Here is a 16,767-nt window from a genome sequence, read left to right on the forward strand (position 1 = left end):
GTCGCTTTCGCGCCATTCGATCAGCAATTCCCCGCCATCGAGGATCAGCTTCGCCTTGCGTTCGGTGAGCTTTGCACGCGCCGCGCAGACAAGCGCCGCGCAGGCGCCGGTACCGCAGGCCTTGGTCAGCCCTGCCCCGCGCTCCCAGACGCGCAGGCGGATCGTGTTCCGGTCAATCACCTGCGCAAAGCCGACATTGGTGCCTTCCGGAAACAACGGGTGCCATTCCACCAATGGCCCCAGCGCCGGGATGTCATAGGCGTCCACATCGGACACGAAGAACACCGCGTGCGGATTGCCCATGGAAACAACTGCCGGACGCGACAGGATAGGGTTATCCATCGGTCCGATTTTAACGTCGACGCCCCGCACATCCATCTTTTCCGCCAGCGGAATGTCTTCCCAGCCCATCAGGGGCGAGCCCATGTCCACCGTGATCAGGCCATCTTCGGCGCGGAAGGCGCGCAGCATGTCGGCCTCGGTCTGGATGGTGATCTTGTCCTTGCCGGTCTCGTCCAGAAGGAGACGGCCGACACAGCGGCTGGCATTGCCGCAGGCCGAGACTTCGCTGCCATCCCGGTTCCAGATACGCATGAACACGTCGCGGGCAGCGTCACGCTCCAGCGCGATCACCTGGTCGGCTTTCATTTCCTCTGCCAGCTGGCGCACCTGGTCCTCCGTCGGGGAGAACGGCACAGACCGGGCGTCAAAAATGGCAAATGCATTGCCCGCCCCGTTCATCTTCCAGATCTTCATGTGCGCATCCGGCTCCGGTTTTCAGGATTCTGCGTAGCGGGCTCTATTGCCCTATCGCGGCAGCCGCGTCGAGACGATCCAGCCCGCAACCTGAATGCCAAGCGCCAGCAAAAGAATTGCTGGCATCAGCCGGAAAGGCGCCATCAGCGCCGTCACTGCCGCGGCGATACAGGCATAGTCGACCAGGTCTGACGACATCAGCCAGCCTTCCGGCGTGCGGGCGCGGCGAACGTCCAGCAAGGTTACGCTGCGCCAGACGCGGCCCATATCCGGCGGACCGAAGACTTCCTGCAGGCGTTTGGGATCCCGGATACCGGTCATCTCGGCGAGATCACCGACCTGTGCCTCGCCGAGCGCAATGTTCCGTTTGCGGCCCGATGTGCCGATCAGGCTCACCAGGGCCGACAGGATCACCGCAAGCGCGATGGCCACCAGTGTAAATCCGTCAAAAGGGCCATACCCGCTCATGGCGTGCATATAGGCGCGGGGCCGCCCTTCCGGAAGATCAACGGCCGCTGCGCTTGGGAATGGCCGCCCAATAGTCGAAGTCGAGCAGCACGCCGTCAGCGTATTTGCCGTCGCCGGTCTTGTAGGCGAAGGCGCCGGGGTCCTGGTCCTTCACAGCCACGAGGCGAAGGCGCAGGGCCCCTGCCTTGTCAGACAGCTCTGTCTTGTCCAGCACTTCGCTCCACGCATAGATCGTGTCACCGGCGAAAAGCGGGCTGGCATGCGTGCCGGCATTGATGGCCAGCACCTGGCCCGCATTGGCAAGGCCGTTGAAGGCGAGCGACCGGGCAATCGAGATCACCACGCCGCCATAGATGAGGCGCTTGCCGAAGCGGCTGGATTTCTGGCCGTGGGCGTCGAAATGGACTTTCGCGGTGTTCTGATAAAGGCGCGTCGCAATCTGGTGCTCGGCCTCTTCCACCGTCATGCCGTCGACGTGATTGATCTTCTCGCCAATCTCATAGTCTTCATAGCCGTAGGGCGAGCCCGCGAGCGAGAAGTCCCAGTCCTCCATCGGGGCGAAGCCTTCGAGCTCGCTGCCCGGCACGGCGTCCGGCAGGTCCGGAATATGGGCGGGCGGCACAGCGGCGTCCTCTTCCCACTTGTTCACCATCACCCAGCGCACGAAGGACATCACTTCGATGCCATTCTGGTTGAAGCCGCGCGTGCGGACCCAGACGACACCGGTGCGCTTGTTGGAGTTTTCCTTCATGCCGATGACTTCGGACACGGTATTCAGCGTGTCGCCCGGCATGATCGGACGGCGGATGCGGCCGTCGGCATAGCCAAGGTTCGCCACGGCGTTGAGCGAGATGTCCGGCACGGATTTGCCGAACACGACGTGGAATGCATGGATCGGGTCGATGGCGAGGCCCGGCAGGCCGGCAGCCTTTGCGAACTCTGCCGAGGAATACTGGGCGTAGCGGTTCCCGGTCAGCGCCCGGTAGAGCGCGATGTCGCCTTCCGTCACCGTCTGGGGCGTCGCATGGACAAGCTCCATGCCGATCGAGAAATCTTCGAAATAATTGCCGGGATTGGATTTGGTCTGTGCGGTCATGGCAGCCTCGCTTGCGGGGCTGCGTCCGGCTTAGACCTGCCAGCTGCCGCCCGTCATCTGATCGGCGACTACCTGCACGCTCGGCCCATGTGAAATCAAGGCCGGAGACGCCTGAAGCACCCAAACCAGCGAAATCGCCGCAGTTACCAGGCCGGCCAGCAGCGCCTTGTCCGTCAGGCGCCCGCGCAGCTGGTCCAGCACGCGCGGCCCCGCAATCATGTAAGGCAGGCCGAACAAGCAGAAACCGGCAAAGGCAAGGCTCATGGCCGCCACGGCGAGAAGGGTCATCGTCATCATGACGCCAGTCTCGCGCCGAATGGCTTATATGTGGCGACAGAAATCGATGAAATTTGATCGAATCGGGCCGATTTGGTCCGATTTCGCAGGTCTCAGACGAGTTTAAGCAGGTCTTCCGGCGGACGGCCGAGGACGGCCTTCTTGCCCTTGATGCCGATCGGGCGCTGGATCAGCTTCGGGTTCTCCGCCATGGCCTCGAAAATCGCCTCATCGCTGGAATCCGCATCGATCCCGGCGGCGAGCGCATCCTTGGCGCGCATGAACGCTCGCGGGGAGACGCCACCCATCTTTTTCGCGATGTCTTTCAGTTCCTCGACCGAAAGCCGCTCGGTGGCGTTCATGTATTTGCGCACCTCAGGCTCGACACCTGCTTCCTTCAGCAGGTCCAGCCCCTTGCGGGAGGTCGAGCAGTTCGGATTGTGCAGAATGGTGTAGCTCATCAGATTCTCCCCCTCCCCGCTCAGGCCGTTTCGAAGGCGCGGATGGCCTCGTCCATGGCGACGGTACGGCGGGCTTCGTCCAAGTGGAGCAGCTCGGTCATCTTGCCGTTCACTTTCAGCACGCCCTTGCCGGCATTGGCCGGGTCGGCGAAGGCTTCGATCACGGCTTTCGCCTGTTCGACGTCATTATGGCTCGGCGCGAAGACACGGTTGGCGGTGTCCAGCTGCGACGGGTGGATCAGCGTCTTGCCGTCAAAGCCGAGGTCGCGGCCCTGTTCGCATTCGAAGATCAGGCCGTCCTCGTCCTTGATGTCGTTGAAGACGCCATCGATGGCGGTGACGCCATAGGCGCGGGCCGCCGCGATGGTCAGCTGCAGCGCTGTCTGGAAGGCGATACGATCGCGCGTCATCCGGGCCCGGTATTCCTTGGCCAGGTCATTGGTGCCCATCACGAAAGTGGTGAGGCGTGTCTCGGCTGCGGTGGCGGCGATTTCCTCGATATGCAGGATCGCTTTCGGCATTTCGATCATCACCCAGAGGCCGAAATCGGCAGGTGCGCCCGCCTCGGTCAGCGCTTTGTCGAGCGCGTGAATATCGGCAGCAGATTCGACCTTCGGCGCCAAAACGGCCTTTGCGCCGCTGGAAACCGCCATTTTCAAGTCATCGGCGCCCCATTCGGTGGCGAGCCCGTTCATGCGGATGACAATCTCGCGGTAGCCATATCCGCCCTGTTTCACGGCGCTGAGGATAGCTTCGCGCGCGGTAAGCTTCGCGTCCGGTGCAACAGCGTCTTCCAGATCCAGCAACAGCGTGTCAGCCGGCAGGCCGCGGGCCTTTTCCAGGGCCCGTTCATTGGCGCCGGGCATGTAGAGACAGGAGCGGCGCGGGCGGTGCGTCTGTGAAGCCATGGTCGTTCAATCCCTTTTCAAACGCGCGGACTATCGCCTCGCACTGCTGCGGGTGCAACTGCGGCAATTGCTTCAGACATGGAAAACCGTTTAGCTCGGGCCTTCAGTCCAGACACATCGGCAGGCTTCCATGGCCCGGCGCTTCACGCTCTCTCTCCTCCTGATGGCTGCAAGCCTCGCCCCGCCAGCGTTTGCCGAATTGGTGACGGCCAACCAGCTGCGCGACGAACTCGCGAAGTATGGCGCCGAAGCCATGGAAATTTCCTACGAGGACGGCCACCCGGTGCTGACCGGGGAGATGCTTGGCCAGGCTTTCGATGTAGCGCTCAGCGATTGCGAAGGACCGCAGAATGCATGCCGCGCGCTTCGCTATGTGTCCTGCCATGAGATGGCGGACTTTTCGCGCATCGAAGCGCTGGAAATCGCCAACACACACAATGCCGGTTACCGGGACACCACAGCCTTTGCCGAAGAGAAATGGTTCGGACAGGTCGTGTGCCTCCGCCTGCAGCAGGAGTTCCGGGGCGAGACGGAATTCGGCCTGCGGCAAGTGTTCGAATGGCAGATCGAGCTGGAAGACTTCCTGCAGGAAATGGATGATGCGCGGGCGGTGAAACAGGCAGCAAACAGCCTCGACAACAGCGCGGATTAGGCCGTATGGCCGGGGCATGACTGACTTCCCGATTTCCGGCTTCACGGCCGCTGGCCTCGAAAACGTCCGTGACGTGTTCGAAGCGAACTTCAGAGATATGGACGAACTGGGCGCCGGCTTCGCCGTCTATCACCGGGGCGAGCTGGTCGCCTCGCTGCTGGGTGGCTGGGCCGACCGGCAGAAATCTGTGCCGTGGGGCGCCGAGACGCTGGTGCCGGTCTATTCGACCACCAAGGGCATCGCCGCCTTCGTCCTCGCCTCCCTCGTCGACACGCTGCCGGATGGCTATGAAACCCCGGTCGCGTCCATCTGGCCGGAATTTGCCGCGAACGGAAAAGAGGCTGTCACGATCGGACAGGCCCTCAGCCATCAGGCCGGCCTGCCCGGTTTCCCGGAAGAGATCGACCCCGAACTCTGGCTGGACCCGCCTGCCTGCGCGGCTGCCATCGCAGCGCTTGCCCCGATGTGGCCGCCGGGCACGGCGCACGGCTACCACCCGCTGACCTGGGGCTACATCGCCGGGGAGATCGCCCGCCGCATCAGCGGGGAAACGCTCGGCACGACACTGAAGTCGATGTTCGGGGATGTGGATTTCCATATCGGCCTGCCCGCCAGCGAACATGGCCGCTGCGCCGACATCAAACGCCCGAGCGCCCTCGCAGACCTTGGTGAGCTGAACGACTACCGGAAGGCGGCCTTCGTCTACAAATGGTCCGCACCAAACCGGGGCGGCGCCATCTGGCGTGAGATCGAAATTCCGTCCGCCAACGGTCATGGCACCGCCGAAAGCGTTGGCGCGATTTACCATCACTATGCCCGCAATGGCGGCGGCAAGCTGCGCGACGGCATCTTCGAAGACCTGATACGCCCGCGCACCCACGGACCCGATCTTGTGCTGCCGCTGGAGACCAGCTTCGGCGCCGGCATCATGCTGAACACGCACGGCCTGTTCGGACCAAACCCAGCCACACTCGGCCATTCCGGCTGGGGCGGGTCGATGGCCGTGTCCGATCCGGATGCTGAATTGACCTGCGCCTATGTCATGAACCGGCAATCGAACGTGCTGGTCGGGGATCCGCGCGCCGTTCGCCTCGTCGAAGCCGTCTACGCAGCCCTCTGACATGTTTGCCTCGCTCGACTGGCCTGCTTTCATCGTTGCCATGCTGGCCGTGGAACTGACGCCCGGCCCGAACATGGGCTGGCTCGCCACCCTGTCGGCGCGCGCTGGCCGGCAACATGGCATGAAGGCGGTGGCGGGGATTACGCTCGGGCTCGCCATCCAACTGCTGGCGGCTGCGACGGGCCTCTCTGCCCTCCTCGCCGGATCGGTGACGCTTTACGAAGCACTGCGTTGGGGCGGCGTGGCCTTCATGCTCTATCTCGCCTGGGAAGCCTTCAGCGACGACGGCTCGGCGCCGCCCGCCATGGCGAACAAGCTGGCGGGCTTCCGGCGCGGCCTGATCGCCAATTTGCTGAACCCCAAGGCGCTGGTCTTCTACCTTCTGGTCGTCGGCCAGTTCGCCGATCCACGGCTCGGGCATCTCTGGCTGCAGATCCTGGCGCTCGGCGGCCTGCACATCCTCCTCTCCCTGATTGTCCATGTAACCATCGTCCTGGTGGCGGATGGACTTGGCGGAGTTCTGGAAAAGTGGCGTACCTCATTTGCTGCGCGGATATGTTTTGGCCTCGCGCTCGCTGTCGTGGCGCTCTGGATCGCGATGTCCACCTCACGCGCCTGATTTGTCCTGTGTCTCGCGATCTGGCGCATTTATTGCAGGATACGGCCTCAGATAGGAAACCCATCACTATCTGTCAGAAACTGATACGCCCCGGTGCCTGTTCCCCTGGCTCCGGGGCTTTTTTGTCCCGCTATCAGGCAGGCCGCGCCGCGCGGGCCAGCCGGCGGGCCTTTGCCTCGCCTACCATGGAATCGACGGTGAACACGGCCAGCGCCAGCCAGATGAAGCCGAACGCGATGGCCAGCGTCATGCCAAATGGCTCCCGGAAAATGAAGACCGCGATCAGGAACTGAATGCTCGGCCCGATATATTGCATCATGCCGATGGTCGACAATTTGAGGCGCTTGGCCGCCAGCGCGAACAGGATCAGCGGGAAGGCCGTGATCGGACCCGCCGCCATCAGCAGCGGAATATCCCATCCGCCCTGCCCCATCGGGCGGCCATCCGGCTGCTGCACGAACCAGACAAGCCAGCCGACCGCCAGAGGGACAAGCACGACGACTTCCATCAGGAACCCTGCCCGGCTGTCGACCGCGACCTTCTTCCGGATGACGCCATAGGACGCAAAACTCATGCAGAGGAACAGGGCAATCCACGGCACATGCCCGTAAGCGAACGTCACAACGCCAACCCCCACCGCCGCGATTCCGACCGATGCCCATTGGGCCGGGCGCAGCTTCTCGGCAAAGAACACCATGCCGAACAGCACGCTCACCAGTGGATTGATGAAATAGCCAAGCGAAGCCTCGATCGTCCGGTCGGCATTCACCGCCCAGATATACACGCCCCAGTTCAGCCCGATGATCAGGCCGGAAAGCAGCAGCCATTTGGCCGTATGCCGCTGGAAAGCGACGCGGATATCCCGCCAGTTCCCGGCCAGCGCGATTAGCACCACGGCGGTCGGCACGGACCAGATGACCCGGTGCGCCAGCAATTCCTGCGGCAGGACATGACGCATCGCCCGGATGTACAGCGGCAGGCTGCCCCAGATGAAATAGGCCGTCAGGCCGACAAAAAATCCGAAACGCTGGCTTGAAGACATGCGCCGCGCTGTATCAACACGGCTGCCCCTTGGATAGTCACGAAATCCGGCTTTGGTTGCCTTGAGCCGCGCATCGTCTAGATTTCAAGAAGAAACAGTCACGTAACGCCCGGAGATATGCCCGCCCGATGGAAGAAGAAACATCCCCGTCCCTGCTGAACTCGCTGAAGTTCCAGGATGTGCTTCATTCCATCCAGGATGATCTGGTCAAGCTGGCCGCCGAGTTCGTTTCCTACGCCTCGCTCTGGCAATTCCTGGCAATCGTCATTGCAGGGATCGCCGGCTTTTTCCTGTCTCGCGTCCCTGTTACAAGGCTGAAGAAACTGGCTGCCAGCCGCGAGCGGCCGGACGTGTTGTTCCACGCCTCCATTTCCTCCGCCCGGATTGTCTGGCCGGTCGTGACCGCGCTCCTGCTCTGGGTCACGATCCCGGCCTTTGAGCAATTCGGCCTGCGCAACGAGATCCTGCGCGTCGCGGCCAGCCTGCTCAATGCCTGGATCATCGTGCGGCTGATCACATCGAACATCCGTGACGGGATGGTGGCGAACACGCTGGCCCTGCTCGCCTGGCTGATCGCGGCACTCTACATCCTGCGGCTGCTGCAGCCGGTGACGCAGTCGCTCGATTCCACCATCATCGAACTCGGCGGGGTGAAGTTCTCCATCCTGCGCCTGCTGACCAGCCTCGCGGTCGCCGCCTTCGCCCTCTGGCTTGGCCGGATTGCGGGCGACGCGGCCCAGGCACAGCTGCGCAGTTCAAAAAAGCTGACACCGTCCATGGCCGGGCTGCTCGGCCAGGTGCTGAAGATTGCCTTCATCATCATCGCCATCCTGATTGCGCTGCAGGTTGTGGGCGTGAACCTGACGGCCCTGACCATCCTCTCCGGTACGCTGGGCATCGGTATCGGCTTCGGTCTGCAGGCAATCTTCTCGAACTTCGTGTCGGGCCTGATCATCCTGATCGAAAAGTCTGTAAAGGTCGGCGACTTCATCGAACTTCAGTCCGGCGTCACAGGTCTTGTGCGGGAGATCAATATCCGCTCCACCCTCGTCACCACGAACGACAATGTCGACATCCTCGTGCCAAACGAGGAGTTCATCAAGGCGCAGGTCATCAACTGGACCCATCGCGAAGCGCGCCGCCGCGTGCGTGTGCCGTTCGGTGTGGCTTATGGGTCAGACAAGGAACTGGTCCGCAAGGCAGGCCTCGAGGCCGCCGAGGAAGTCGAGTGGACGCTGAAAGGCATGCCGGGCCGCACGCCGCAGGTCTGGCTGACCAAGTTCGGAGACAGCGCACTGGAATTCGAACTCGTCGTCTGGCTAACCGATGCTGCCGTCAGCCGCCCGGCCCGCGTCGTCGCCGACTATAACTGGGCGCTGCACACGGCGCTGGAGAAATACGAACTTGAGATCCCCTTCCCGCAGCGCGACCTTCATCTCAAAAGCGCAACGGGCCTCAACGTCACCGTCGAGACCCGCAAAGCGAAATTTGATTCGGAGACGGACTAGTCCGTCACAGCCGGTTGTTTCTCCGGCTTGATGACGCCGCGGTTCAGGAGCTCCTCGGCGATCTGGATCGCGTTCAGCGCCGCGCCCTTGCGGAGGTTATCGGAGACGCACCAGAACATCAGGCCGTTCTCGACGGTCGGGTCCTTGCGCACGCGGCTGATGAAGGTCGCCCAGTCGCCGACGCACTCTTTCGGCGTGATGTAGAGGTCTTCTTCCGGATCATCGACCAGCATGATGCCGGGGCTTTCACGCAGCAGGTCCTGCGCTTCCTTCGCGCTCATCGGTGCATTCAGTTCCACGCTGACCGCTTCGGAGTGGCCGACAAAGACCGGCACACGCACACAGGTGGCGACGAGCTCGATGCTCTCGTCGACGATCTTCTTCGTCTCGACGCGCATCTTCCACTCTTCCTTTGTGAAGCCGTCCTCCATGAAGACGTCGATCTGCGGGATCACGTTGAAGGCGATTTCCTTCTGGAAGATCTCCGGCGTCGGTTCGTCATTCACATAGATGCCGCGCGTCTGGTTCCACAGCTCGTCCATGGCATCCTTGCCGGCGCCGGAGACGGACTGGTAGGTCGAGACGACGACGCGCTTGACGCCCACGGCATCATGCAGCGGCTTCAGGGCCACCACGAGCTGCGCGGTCGAGCAGTTCGGGTTCGCGATGATCATCTTCTTCTTGTAGTCCATCACCGCTTCGCCATTGCACTCCGGCACGACCAGCGGCACGTCCGGGTCCATCCGCCAGGCGGAGGAATTGTCGATGGTGATAGCGCCGGCCTTGGCGATCTTCGGACACCAGTGTTTCGCGGTGGACCCGCCAGCCGACATCAGGACGAGATCGACCTTGGAAAAGTCGAAACTTTCGATGTCCTGGCATTTCAGCGTGCGGTCGCCATAGGAGACTTCCTTGCCGAGCGACCGGCGGGAGGCCACGGCGTAAACTTCGTCCGCCGGGAACATGCGCTCGTCCAGAATGGCCAGCAATTCACGCCCGACATTTCCTGTCGCGCCGACAATCGCAATCCGTGTGCCCATGGCTTTCTCGCTCCTCGTAATTCGAGGCGGGCTTATGGCGCATTTCTTATCGATGCGCAAAGCCTGTTGCCATCCGGTCCCCTGTCAGGCAGACCGAAAGGGCTCCCGGAGACACATATGGAGGCCCCAGCCCCATGCTCGACGACGTAATTGCCCGCTATATTCAAAGCTATAACGCCCGTGACATTGACGGCATGCTCGACTGCGTGACCGACGATGTCGTGTTCGAAAACATCTCCAATGCCGGCGGATCCATGCGCCTCGACGGCAAGGACATGATGCGCCAGGTTGCCGAATTGTCCGGAAATGCCTTTTCCTACCGGCGCCAGCGGCTGATCAATGTCGTGTCAGGCGCCGGCAAGGCTGCCGCCGAGATCGAATTCGAAGGCAAGGCAGCAGTCGACCTGCCGAACGGCATCAAGGCTGGCGAAACCGTGAAGGTCCGCGGCGCGAGTTTCTTCGAATTCCGCGGCAATTTGCTCTGCCGGATCGCCGACTACAGCTAGTTCAGGGTCGCTCTATTCTTCCGCAACGCAGCTTACATGATGCGCAGGCGCGTAAGCCTCTGCAATCCGGTCCATGTCTGCAATGAAGGGCGCGGGCATCTCGCTACGGATCTCGGCCCAGACAACCGCACCGCCCGGCGTGCAGATCACTTTCAGATAATCCGGCGCCGCGCCAACCTCGAAGTTTGCGCCCGGTACAAGTCCGCGTTTCGTTCGGTCCCAGATCTGGAACGTTGCCCAGGCATGTTCACGCATGATGTAGCCAAAGCGCAGCTGGTCCGTCGCATCCAGCGGCGGTGCCCCCTCCATTCCGGCCAGGAACACCTTCGCGGTGTTGCGGTCTGAATAGATCGAGGCACGGAAGGCCGACCATTGCGCCATGGTGGCATTGGATTCGTTGCGCAGCGTGACCGTATTCCCTTCATGCAACTGGATGCCGACAAAAATCAGCGAGATGACGATGGCGACGGCACTGACAATCTGGGCAATGAAGGCGAGGTATTCTACACGCGCCCGGCGTTGGGCGAGTTTCGCCTCCCGCGTCTCTGACGGGTCTTCGTCTGCCATCTACCATCCCCCCTTAAGGCGCTGACCTGTCCCTTAAAGGATCAGGCCGACTGCTGCAGTTCCGGCACGCGCAGGTCCGGGGCCAGGCCCTGCCCCATCATGTCGATGAAGTTGCCGGAATAGAAAGCCTTGATGGCGCGTTCCGGCAGGCCTTCGAGCGTCTGGTCGAACCGTTTCAGCGGATTGCGGCCGCCTTCGACATGCGGAAAGTCGGAAGAGAACATGGCGATCTCCTCGCCCGCTTCGCGGACAATCCAGCCGGCGTCCTCATGCGGATAGGGCGCGGCGCGAAACTGGCGGCGGACAATCTCCGAGGGCTTCGCGGTCAGTTTCTGAAGGCGCTCCTCATTGCGCATGAAGGCATGGGCCGCCGAATCCATAGCCCGCATCCAGCCCGGCACCCAGTTCGCGCCAAGTTCGATGGCGCCCCATTTCAGGTCCGGGAACCGGTCAAAAACGCCGTCGAAGATCAGCGTTGCCAGCGTCTGCATCGCCGCTTCGGGGATCGGCATATAGGAGACAGAGGTGAAATTGTCGTCGCCGCCATGGAAATCCGGCACCGGCGGCAGGCCGTTTTCTTTGTACATCGGATTGAGTTTCGTCTCGCCGCCGACATGGAGCACGACCGGAAGGCCCGCCTCCTGCGCCAGCGCCCAGACCGGATCGAGCGCGACATGGCTCGGCGAGTGATGCTGCGGGCAGCGGCTCGGCACCATCAGCGCCTTTGCGCCAAGTTCGATGGCGAGCTTGGCCGTGGTGAGCGAGCGGTCGAAATCCTCCAGCGGCACATAGGCAACAGCCAGAAGGCGGCGGTCGATGCTGCAGAAGTCCGTCATCATCCGGTTATGCGCATCAGCAGCGGCATAACAGAGCTCCATGTCGTCGCCCTGATCGAGGCCGAAATTACCGAGGCAATGTGTGGTGAAAACGAGCTGGCTGGCGAAGCCGAGCTTGTCTAGCGTGTGCGGCCGGTCCTGCCGGAGCCAGGCACCATGCGCATCGTAATTCTTCCGCAAAAGGATATTGTCGTCCGCCTCCGCCCGGAACGCCGCATCCTGTTGCAGGTCCAGCCGTTCCCGGATCCAGTCCGACTTCGCCGCGGTCCGCAGTTCCTTCACGCGCGGCACGGCCAGGAACCGGTCCAGCAGCTTCTTTTCAAAATACGGATCGAGACAATCGACAGGCTCCATCAAATGGCTGTCGGCATCGTGGATCAGACGTCCATCGGCGTATGACATGGCATTCCTCCCTCATGTTTTTGGGGGAATGCTCTCACGCAGAAAGAAGACGGGCAATCTTTCCCTTAGGTCAGCCCGTCAGAGCGCGGCAATGATGGTGTCCGCCATTTCGCGGGTCGTGAGGCTGCCGCCAAGGTCTTTCGTGCGGGCGCCCTGATCGAGCGCCTTGCCGACGGCCGCGAACAGGATATCCGCCGTTTTCTCCCGGCCGAGCGACCAGCGCAGTGCCATTTCCAGCGACAGGATGGCCGCGCACGGATTGGCAATGCCCTGCCCGGCAATGTCCGGCGCCGAACCATGCACCGGCTCATACAGGCCCGGTGTCCCCGGTGCGCCAAGCGACGCGGACGGCAGCATGCCGATGGACCCGGTCAGCATGGCGGCTTCGTCCGACAGGATGTCGCCGAAGAGATTGTCCGCGAGGATCACGTCGAACTGTTTCGGGGCCCGCACAAGTTCCATCGCGCAGGCATCGGCATACATGTGGCTGAGGTCCACGCCCGCGCCCATTTCGGCATGGGCGAGCGTGACTTCCTGACGCCAGAACAGGCCGGATTCCATGACGTTCGACTTCTCGACCGAGCAGACCTTGCCCTGACGCCCGCGGGCGATCTCGAAAGCGACCTGCGCCACGCGCTCGATTTCAGGGTGGGTATAGACCGCCGTGTCATAGCCCCGGCGGATGCCGCTGGTTTCATCGATGCCGCGCGGCTGGCCAAAATAGACCCCGCCCGTCAGCTCGCGGACGATCATAAGGTCGAGACCCTCGACAACGTCGCGCTTCAGGCTGGAAGCTTCCACAAGCGCCGGGAAGCAAAAGGCCGGACGCAAATTTGCGAACACGTCGAGGCCTTTGCGCAGGGCCAGCAGGCCCGCTTCCGGGCGCTTGTCCCGCGCAGCGCCGACCCATTTCGGACCGCCGACGGCGCCCAGCAGGACCGCACTGGCATGGCGTGCATGCGCCAGCGTGTCTTCCGTCAGCGGGTCGCCATGCGCATCGATGGAGGCACCGCCGACCAGGCCTTCTTCCAGCTTGAGGTCAGGCGCGACGACTTCCACCACGCGGCGGACTTCGGCGATGACTTCTGGTCCAATCCCGTCACCCGGGAGCAAGAGGAGTGTCTGATGCATGTTCAGGCCTGTATGCTACGCAAAACCGATGGGTGCGGCTCTACCCCCGCAGGGCCGCGCTGTCACCCATGGTTTTTGACGCAGACAGGCCCCGGATCAGGCGCCGCAGCAAGGATCAGCTCAGCTGCAGCTTCCCTGCGCCTGTGTTGAGCAGCCTGAATTCAGACGCTGGAACTTGTCCGTCTGCTCTTTGGCACTGTCGTTCGTGTAATCGTCAAAGGCGTCCCAGGCTGCCTGCGTCTTGCAGATCTTTTCTGGGAAACGCGTGCCGGTCACCGGAATGCTGCGGCAGATGACGTCTTCGCCTTCCGCCGTCACGATCTTGGCCGCGGAAGCTTCATCAGACGGGCTCCCGGCAACGGGTGTCGTGCATCCCGCGATCGAGAAGAACAGGGCAAGTGACGATAGCCCGGTTGAAAGGTGTTTCATTGCTTGCCCTCTCTTCAGGTATCAGCCGCCGGCGTTGGTCGAGGCGCCGGACTGAATGCGCTGGAACTTGTCCGTGGATTCCTTGGCATTGCCATTGGTGTATGCGTCATACTGCTCCCAGGCCTCAGCGGTCTTGCATTCCTTTTGCGGGAAGCGGGTACCGGTGACCTTAATGTTGCGGCAGACGAGCGGTTCGCCATTGGGGCCGACATTGGCGGCAGCCGTTTGTGTGGTTTCAGCTGGTGTCGAGCAGGCTGTTGCCAACGCAGCCAGACCAAGCGCGGAGAGACAGAGAACGCGTTTCATGCACAAATCCTTATTGTTGGGCGATATGCCTAGCCGCTGCCTGCGCCCGGCGCAATGGCCGCGTGGTCACATTTTCCTACAACCAAAGCGCGAAGCGTCAAATGGGTTCCGGCTCGGATTCGTAGAGGCGTAAGGACCGGTCCGTAATCCCGAGACCGGCAAATTCGGCGCGCCAGGCAGCCATGTGCGGCGTGTCGAAATGTGCTTTCAGCGCTTCCCGGCTTTCCCAGCGCTCCGTCACCCGGACGAGCCCCGGATCCAGCACATCGAGACTGTAGGCATAGTCGAGACAGCCGTCCTCCGCGCGGCTGGCACGGATCATGGTTTCCATGGCCGGACGGGCAGCTTCAATCCGCTCGGGCGGAACTCTCACAGTGCCTTCGATGATGATCATGCGTCCGGCTCGCTTTCTTCGGGGGCTGAGGCACCGTCGTCTTCAGGCGCCGTGGCGTCTGCCGGCGGCTTGTCCGGCAGGGTCACGTTCACTTCCGGCTTTATCGAGAACGGATCATTGTGGCAGGCGCCGAGACCCGCCAGGCCCAGCACGAGGAAGATCGGTTTCAGTCTGTCCGGCATCGGGTTTCCCTTCTCGAATGCCGGCCGGGTCTCAGCCCGCCGGCTCAAGCCACGGGGTGGAGACCTTGCGGGTCGCCTCGTAGCTGCTGATGTCGCTTTCAGCCTTCAGCGAGGCGCCAATCTCGTCGAGGCCCTGCAGCAGATTGGACTTGCGGCCAGGATCGACATCGAAATTGTAGGTCTCGCCGTCAGGCGCCGTCACCGTCTGCGTTTCAAGGTCCACCGAGAATATGTGGTTGGACCCGCCAGCCTGTTGCGCGAGTTTTTCGCACACATCCACCGGCAGGCGGACAGGCAGGATGCCGTTCTTGTAGCAATTATTGTGGAAGATATCGGCAAAGCTCGGTGCGATGATGACCGAGATGCCCTGGTCCGCCAGCGCCCATGGCGCATGCTCGCGGGAAGACCCACAACCAAAATTCTCACCCGCAATCAGGATGCCTGCTTTCGAAAATTCCGGCTTGTTGAGCACGAAATCCGGTTTCGGGGAGCCATCGGCCAGCGTTTTCAACTCGTAGAACAGGCCTTTCGACAGGCCGGTCCGCTCGGTTGTTTTCAGGAACTGTTTCGGGATGATCATGTCCGTGTCGACATTGGACATGAGCTTGCCCTTTTCGAGCAGCGGCGCAGCGGTTCCGGTGATTTCAGTAAACGGTGTCATGGCGGCGTTCTTACTTCGGCTCATGCGCAATGAAAAGCGTCGGAACGCCCATTGTGCCATCCCGCACGGTAAAGACGCTGGAGCCGGGTTTGCGGCCCTTGCGCAGTTCCGAAACGTTGAAGCCCATGTCGGTGAGGCGCGCATGCGCCGCGGTGAGATCGGCCACTTCCCAGGTCAGGCCCCAGATCCTGTCTGGCCCGACCGGATCGTGCGTCTCGCCAAGGCGGTGGATCACTTCGAAGGTCAGCCCGCCGGTGCGGAAGAACAGGAAGCGCGTCTTCCATTGCGGGGCATTGCGGTCGAGCGCAAGGTCGAGACCGAGGCGTGCGCCATAAAGACCGAGCGCCCGGTCCGGGTTCGGCGTATCGATGACGATATGATCGAGCGAGACGACCGCGCCTTCCGGATCGACCTGCGGCGGCAGGGGCGTTTCAGGCTGGATCAGGAAGGTTTTCACGCCGGCGGTCTGGTCGGCCGCGCAGCGGAAACGTTTCCAGCGGCGGGTGGCCCCATCCAGCGTATTTGTGCTCTCGCCCGGCGCAATCTCGGTCGGCAGCATGCCCCGGCGGGTAAGCTTGTGATGCGCGGCCTCAATGTCAGCCGTGCCGAAGGCCAGCGTCTTCAGACCGGGGCCCTCTGCCTCGATGATCTCCCGCAACCGGTCGGCCACCGGCCCCTCTCCGGCAGGCGCCATCAGTTCGAGGCTGGTGTTGGCCACCTTGAAGATCGCCGTCGCGGCGCCGCCTTCCGCGATGGCACGCCAGACCGGCGGACGGCCGAGCAGGCTTTCATAAACCGCCGCGCCGGAGTCGATCTCGGGCACGACGAGGACGATATGGTCGAGACCGGTGACGAGCTGGCTCATGTCTTTTTCTTCTTTCTGTCTTTTCTTCCAAAGCGCTTGCGGCGCGGAAACGGCATGACACGGAGCTGTTCGCCCTCATGGGCGAGCGCCACAAGCCGCCCTTCCCCGTCTAGCCAGGCTTCGCCTTCCAGTTCGCCCTGCTTGCGCAGCTTCCGTACCCGACGCGAAATGCGCAGCGGCGTGATCCAGACGTCTTCGCCGATTTTCACTTCCGCCAGGAACGCCGCCGACTCCCCGTCGGATGTCCGGTTGATCTCGAACTGCACGGTCTGGGGCGTCCCGGTCTCCAGAACATTTGCCCGGCGCCGGTCGAACCGCAGCGAGAACCACGACATGACCACGAGATAGACGCCGAACCCGGCCAGTAGCAACTGCACCCAGCCAGACACGTTCAGCCGGATCATCGCGTCGAGTCCTGCGGCCATCGCCAGCATGACGAGGCCGAGGACGAAAAGGGCAATGGTGTGCAGGGCGGCCAAACGAAAACACTCTCCGGCGGGATCCTGAAGATGGGTTCTACAAAACCCCGCCGGAGACAAGGG

23 protein-coding genes are annotated in these 16,767 nt (G+C 62.4%); 5 read left to right on the forward strand and 18 right to left on the reverse strand.

The annotated features are described in order from the left end of the window. The 6 genes from dapF to HY26_RS11775 all read right to left on the reverse strand — a co-directional run. On the reverse strand, positions 1–756 hold a 756-nt coding region (dapF, locus tag HY26_RS11750; protein ID WP_112073673.1), incomplete at its 3' end, for a diaminopimelate epimerase. 51 nt (positions 757–807) lie between these two features. Continuing rightward, positions 808–1,224 carry a hypothetical protein gene (locus tag HY26_RS11755; protein ID WP_146740213.1) on the reverse strand — a complete coding sequence of 139 codons (417 nt, stop codon included), beginning with the start codon at positions 1,222–1,224 and terminating at the stop codon, positions 808–810. A gap of 37 nt (positions 1,225–1,261) precedes the next feature. Then, positions 1,262–2,320 (reverse strand): MaoC family dehydratase, encoded by a 1,059-nt coding sequence (locus tag HY26_RS11760; protein WP_034760921.1) that lies wholly within the window; start codon positions 2,318–2,320, stop codon positions 1,262–1,264. A 30-nt stretch (positions 2,321–2,350) separates the two neighbouring features. After that, a complete protein-coding gene (locus HY26_RS11765) occupies positions 2,351–2,617 on the reverse strand; it encodes a hypothetical protein (protein ID WP_112073675.1) in 267 nt (88 codons plus the stop codon). A 92-nt stretch (positions 2,618–2,709) separates the two neighbouring features. Beyond that, positions 2,710–3,057 (reverse strand): arsenate reductase family protein, encoded by a 348-nt coding sequence (locus HY26_RS11770; RefSeq protein ID WP_112073676.1) that lies wholly within the window; start codon positions 3,055–3,057, stop codon positions 2,710–2,712. A gap of 20 nt (positions 3,058–3,077) precedes the next feature. After that, positions 3,078–3,965, reverse strand: a complete 888-nt coding sequence (locus HY26_RS11775; protein ID WP_112073677.1) for a CoA ester lyase — start codon at positions 3,963–3,965, stop codon at positions 3,078–3,080. Between the two features lie 130 nt (positions 3,966–4,095). On the opposite strand from HY26_RS11775, the gene HY26_RS11780 reads away from it, so the two are divergent. From HY26_RS11780 to HY26_RS11790, 3 genes are read left to right on the forward strand one after another with little or no spacing between them, the layout of a single operon-like run. Next, a complete protein-coding gene (locus tag HY26_RS11780) occupies positions 4,096–4,617 on the forward strand; it encodes a hypothetical protein (RefSeq protein WP_112073678.1) in 522 nt (173 codons plus the stop codon). A gap of 16 nt (positions 4,618–4,633) precedes the next feature. Further along, the gene (locus tag HY26_RS11785; RefSeq protein ID WP_112073679.1) at positions 4,634–5,737 is read left to right on the forward strand and encodes a serine hydrolase domain-containing protein; all 1,104 of its coding nucleotides are present in this window, start codon (positions 4,634–4,636) and stop codon (positions 5,735–5,737) included. Position 5,738: 1 nt separating this feature from the next. After that, positions 5,739–6,356 (forward strand): LysE family translocator, encoded by a 618-nt coding sequence (locus tag HY26_RS11790; protein WP_112073680.1) that lies wholly within the window; start codon positions 5,739–5,741, stop codon positions 6,354–6,356. Between the two features lie 133 nt (positions 6,357–6,489). On the opposite strand, the gene rarD is transcribed toward HY26_RS11790, so the two are convergent. Then, entirely contained in the window at positions 6,490–7,398 is a 909-nt protein-coding gene (rarD, locus tag HY26_RS11795; RefSeq protein ID WP_034760901.1) for an EamA family transporter RarD, read from the reverse strand. A gap of 128 nt (positions 7,399–7,526) precedes the next feature. Between rarD and HY26_RS11800 the strand changes: the two genes are divergently transcribed. Then, entirely contained in the window at positions 7,527–8,906 is a 1,380-nt protein-coding gene (locus HY26_RS11800) for a mechanosensitive ion channel family protein (RefSeq protein ID WP_051599450.1), read from the forward strand. Here the strand turns inward: HY26_RS11800 and HY26_RS11805 are convergent. Further along, entirely contained in the window at positions 8,903–9,946 is a 1,044-nt protein-coding gene (locus tag HY26_RS11805) for an aspartate-semialdehyde dehydrogenase (RefSeq protein ID WP_112073681.1), read from the reverse strand. The genes HY26_RS11800 and HY26_RS11805 overlap by 4 nt on opposite strands. Before the next feature lie 134 nt (positions 9,947–10,080). Here HY26_RS11805 and HY26_RS11810 point away from each other — a divergent pair, with 134 nt between their 5' ends. Beyond that, positions 10,081–10,452 (forward strand): nuclear transport factor 2 family protein, encoded by a 372-nt coding sequence (locus tag HY26_RS11810; protein WP_034760896.1) that lies wholly within the window; start codon positions 10,081–10,083, stop codon positions 10,450–10,452. 12 nt (positions 10,453–10,464) lie between these two features. Here HY26_RS11810 and HY26_RS11815 read toward each other — a convergent pair whose 3' ends face one another. From HY26_RS11815 to HY26_RS11860, 10 genes are all read right to left on the reverse strand, one after another. Then, positions 10,465–11,019 carry a hypothetical protein gene (locus HY26_RS11815; RefSeq protein ID WP_112073682.1) on the reverse strand — a complete coding sequence of 185 codons (555 nt, stop codon included), beginning with the start codon at positions 11,017–11,019 and terminating at the stop codon, positions 10,465–10,467. A 41-nt stretch (positions 11,020–11,060) separates the two neighbouring features. Beyond that, entirely contained in the window at positions 11,061–12,257 is a 1,197-nt protein-coding gene (locus HY26_RS11820) for an amidohydrolase family protein (RefSeq protein ID WP_034760891.1), read from the reverse strand. Between the two features lie 78 nt (positions 12,258–12,335). Continuing rightward, positions 12,336–13,388, reverse strand: a complete 1,053-nt coding sequence (leuB, locus tag HY26_RS11825) for a 3-isopropylmalate dehydrogenase (RefSeq protein ID WP_034760888.1) — start codon at positions 13,386–13,388, stop codon at positions 12,336–12,338. A gap of 120 nt (positions 13,389–13,508) precedes the next feature. Beyond that, positions 13,509–13,817, reverse strand: a complete 309-nt coding sequence (locus HY26_RS11830; RefSeq protein ID WP_034760885.1) for a hypothetical protein — start codon at positions 13,815–13,817, stop codon at positions 13,509–13,511. A gap of 21 nt (positions 13,818–13,838) precedes the next feature. Beyond that, positions 13,839–14,123: a hypothetical protein gene (locus tag HY26_RS11835; protein ID WP_112073683.1), complete on the reverse strand. Its 285-nt coding sequence runs from the start codon at positions 14,121–14,123 to the stop codon at positions 13,839–13,841. Positions 14,124–14,220: 97 nt separating this feature from the next. Further along, positions 14,221–14,517, reverse strand: a complete 297-nt coding sequence (locus HY26_RS11840; protein ID WP_034760880.1) for a putative quinol monooxygenase — start codon at positions 14,515–14,517, stop codon at positions 14,221–14,223. After that, positions 14,514–14,699: a hypothetical protein gene (locus HY26_RS11845; RefSeq protein ID WP_034760877.1), complete on the reverse strand. Its 186-nt coding sequence runs from the start codon at positions 14,697–14,699 to the stop codon at positions 14,514–14,516. Before HY26_RS11845 ends, HY26_RS11840 begins: the two co-directional genes overlap by 4 nt. Positions 14,700–14,730: 31 nt before the next feature. Continuing rightward, a complete protein-coding gene (gene leuD, locus HY26_RS11850) occupies positions 14,731–15,360 on the reverse strand; it encodes a 3-isopropylmalate dehydratase small subunit (RefSeq protein ID WP_034760874.1) in 630 nt (209 codons plus the stop codon). Positions 15,361–15,370: 10 nt separating this feature from the next. Continuing rightward, complete coding sequence (locus tag HY26_RS11855) at positions 15,371–16,225, reverse strand: VOC family protein (protein WP_034760871.1); 855 nt, start codon at positions 16,223–16,225, stop codon at positions 15,371–15,373. Next, positions 16,222–16,704, reverse strand: coding sequence for a hypothetical protein (locus HY26_RS11860; protein WP_112073684.1), 483 nt, complete (start codon positions 16,702–16,704; stop codon positions 16,222–16,224). The genes HY26_RS11855 and HY26_RS11860 overlap by 4 nt, the downstream gene beginning before the upstream one ends. Between the last annotated feature and the right edge of the window lie 63 nt (positions 16,705–16,767).

Source organism: Hyphomonas sp. GM-8P (assembly GCF_003263315.1).
Taxonomy (GTDB): Bacteria; Pseudomonadota; Alphaproteobacteria; order Caulobacterales; family Hyphomonadaceae; genus Hyphomonas.

Coding starts and splice junctions, on each gene's coding strand:
- HY26_RS11755 (WP_146740213.1), bottom strand. CDS start 1,224: ATGAGCGGGTATGGCCCTTTTGACGGATTTACACTGGTGGCCATCGCG.
- HY26_RS11760 (WP_034760921.1), bottom strand. CDS start 2,320: ATGACCGCACAGACCAAATCCAATCCCGGCAATTATTTCGAAGATTTC.
- HY26_RS11765 (WP_112073675.1), bottom strand. CDS start 2,617: ATGATGACGATGACCCTTCTCGCCGTGGCGGCCATGAGCCTTGCCTTT.
- HY26_RS11770 (WP_112073676.1), bottom strand. CDS start 3,057: ATGAGCTACACCATTCTGCACAATCCGAACTGCTCGACCTCCCGCAAG.
- HY26_RS11775 (WP_112073677.1), bottom strand. CDS start 3,965: ATGGCTTCACAGACGCACCGCCCGCGCCGCTCCTGTCTCTACATGCCC.
- HY26_RS11780 (WP_112073678.1), top strand. CDS start 4,096: ATGGCCCGGCGCTTCACGCTCTCTCTCCTCCTGATGGCTGCAAGCCTC.
- HY26_RS11785 (WP_112073679.1), top strand. CDS start 4,634: ATGACTGACTTCCCGATTTCCGGCTTCACGGCCGCTGGCCTCGAAAAC.
- HY26_RS11790 (WP_112073680.1), top strand. CDS start 5,739: ATGTTTGCCTCGCTCGACTGGCCTGCTTTCATCGTTGCCATGCTGGCC.
- rarD (WP_034760901.1), bottom strand. CDS start 7,398: ATGTCTTCAAGCCAGCGTTTCGGATTTTTTGTCGGCCTGACGGCCTAT.
- HY26_RS11800 (WP_051599450.1), top strand. CDS start 7,527: ATGGAAGAAGAAACATCCCCGTCCCTGCTGAACTCGCTGAAGTTCCAG.
- HY26_RS11805 (WP_112073681.1), bottom strand. CDS start 9,946: ATGGGCACACGGATTGCGATTGTCGGCGCGACAGGAAATGTCGGGCGT.
- HY26_RS11810 (WP_034760896.1), top strand. CDS start 10,081: ATGCTCGACGACGTAATTGCCCGCTATATTCAAAGCTATAACGCCCGT.
- HY26_RS11815 (WP_112073682.1), bottom strand. CDS start 11,019: ATGGCAGACGAAGACCCGTCAGAGACGCGGGAGGCGAAACTCGCCCAA.
- HY26_RS11820 (WP_034760891.1), bottom strand. CDS start 12,257: ATGTCATACGCCGATGGACGTCTGATCCACGATGCCGACAGCCATTTG.
- leuB (WP_034760888.1), bottom strand. CDS start 13,388: ATGCATCAGACACTCCTCTTGCTCCCGGGTGACGGGATTGGACCAGAA.
- HY26_RS11830 (WP_034760885.1), bottom strand. CDS start 13,817: ATGAAACACCTTTCAACCGGGCTATCGTCACTTGCCCTGTTCTTCTCG.
- HY26_RS11835 (WP_112073683.1), bottom strand. CDS start 14,123: ATGAAACGCGTTCTCTGTCTCTCCGCGCTTGGTCTGGCTGCGTTGGCA.
- HY26_RS11840 (WP_034760880.1), bottom strand. CDS start 14,517: ATGATCATCATCGAAGGCACTGTGAGAGTTCCGCCCGAGCGGATTGAA.
- HY26_RS11845 (WP_034760877.1), bottom strand. CDS start 14,699: ATGCCGGACAGACTGAAACCGATCTTCCTCGTGCTGGGCCTGGCGGGT.
- leuD (WP_034760874.1), bottom strand. CDS start 15,360: ATGACACCGTTTACTGAAATCACCGGAACCGCTGCGCCGCTGCTCGAA.
- HY26_RS11855 (WP_034760871.1), bottom strand. CDS start 16,225: ATGAGCCAGCTCGTCACCGGTCTCGACCATATCGTCCTCGTCGTGCCC.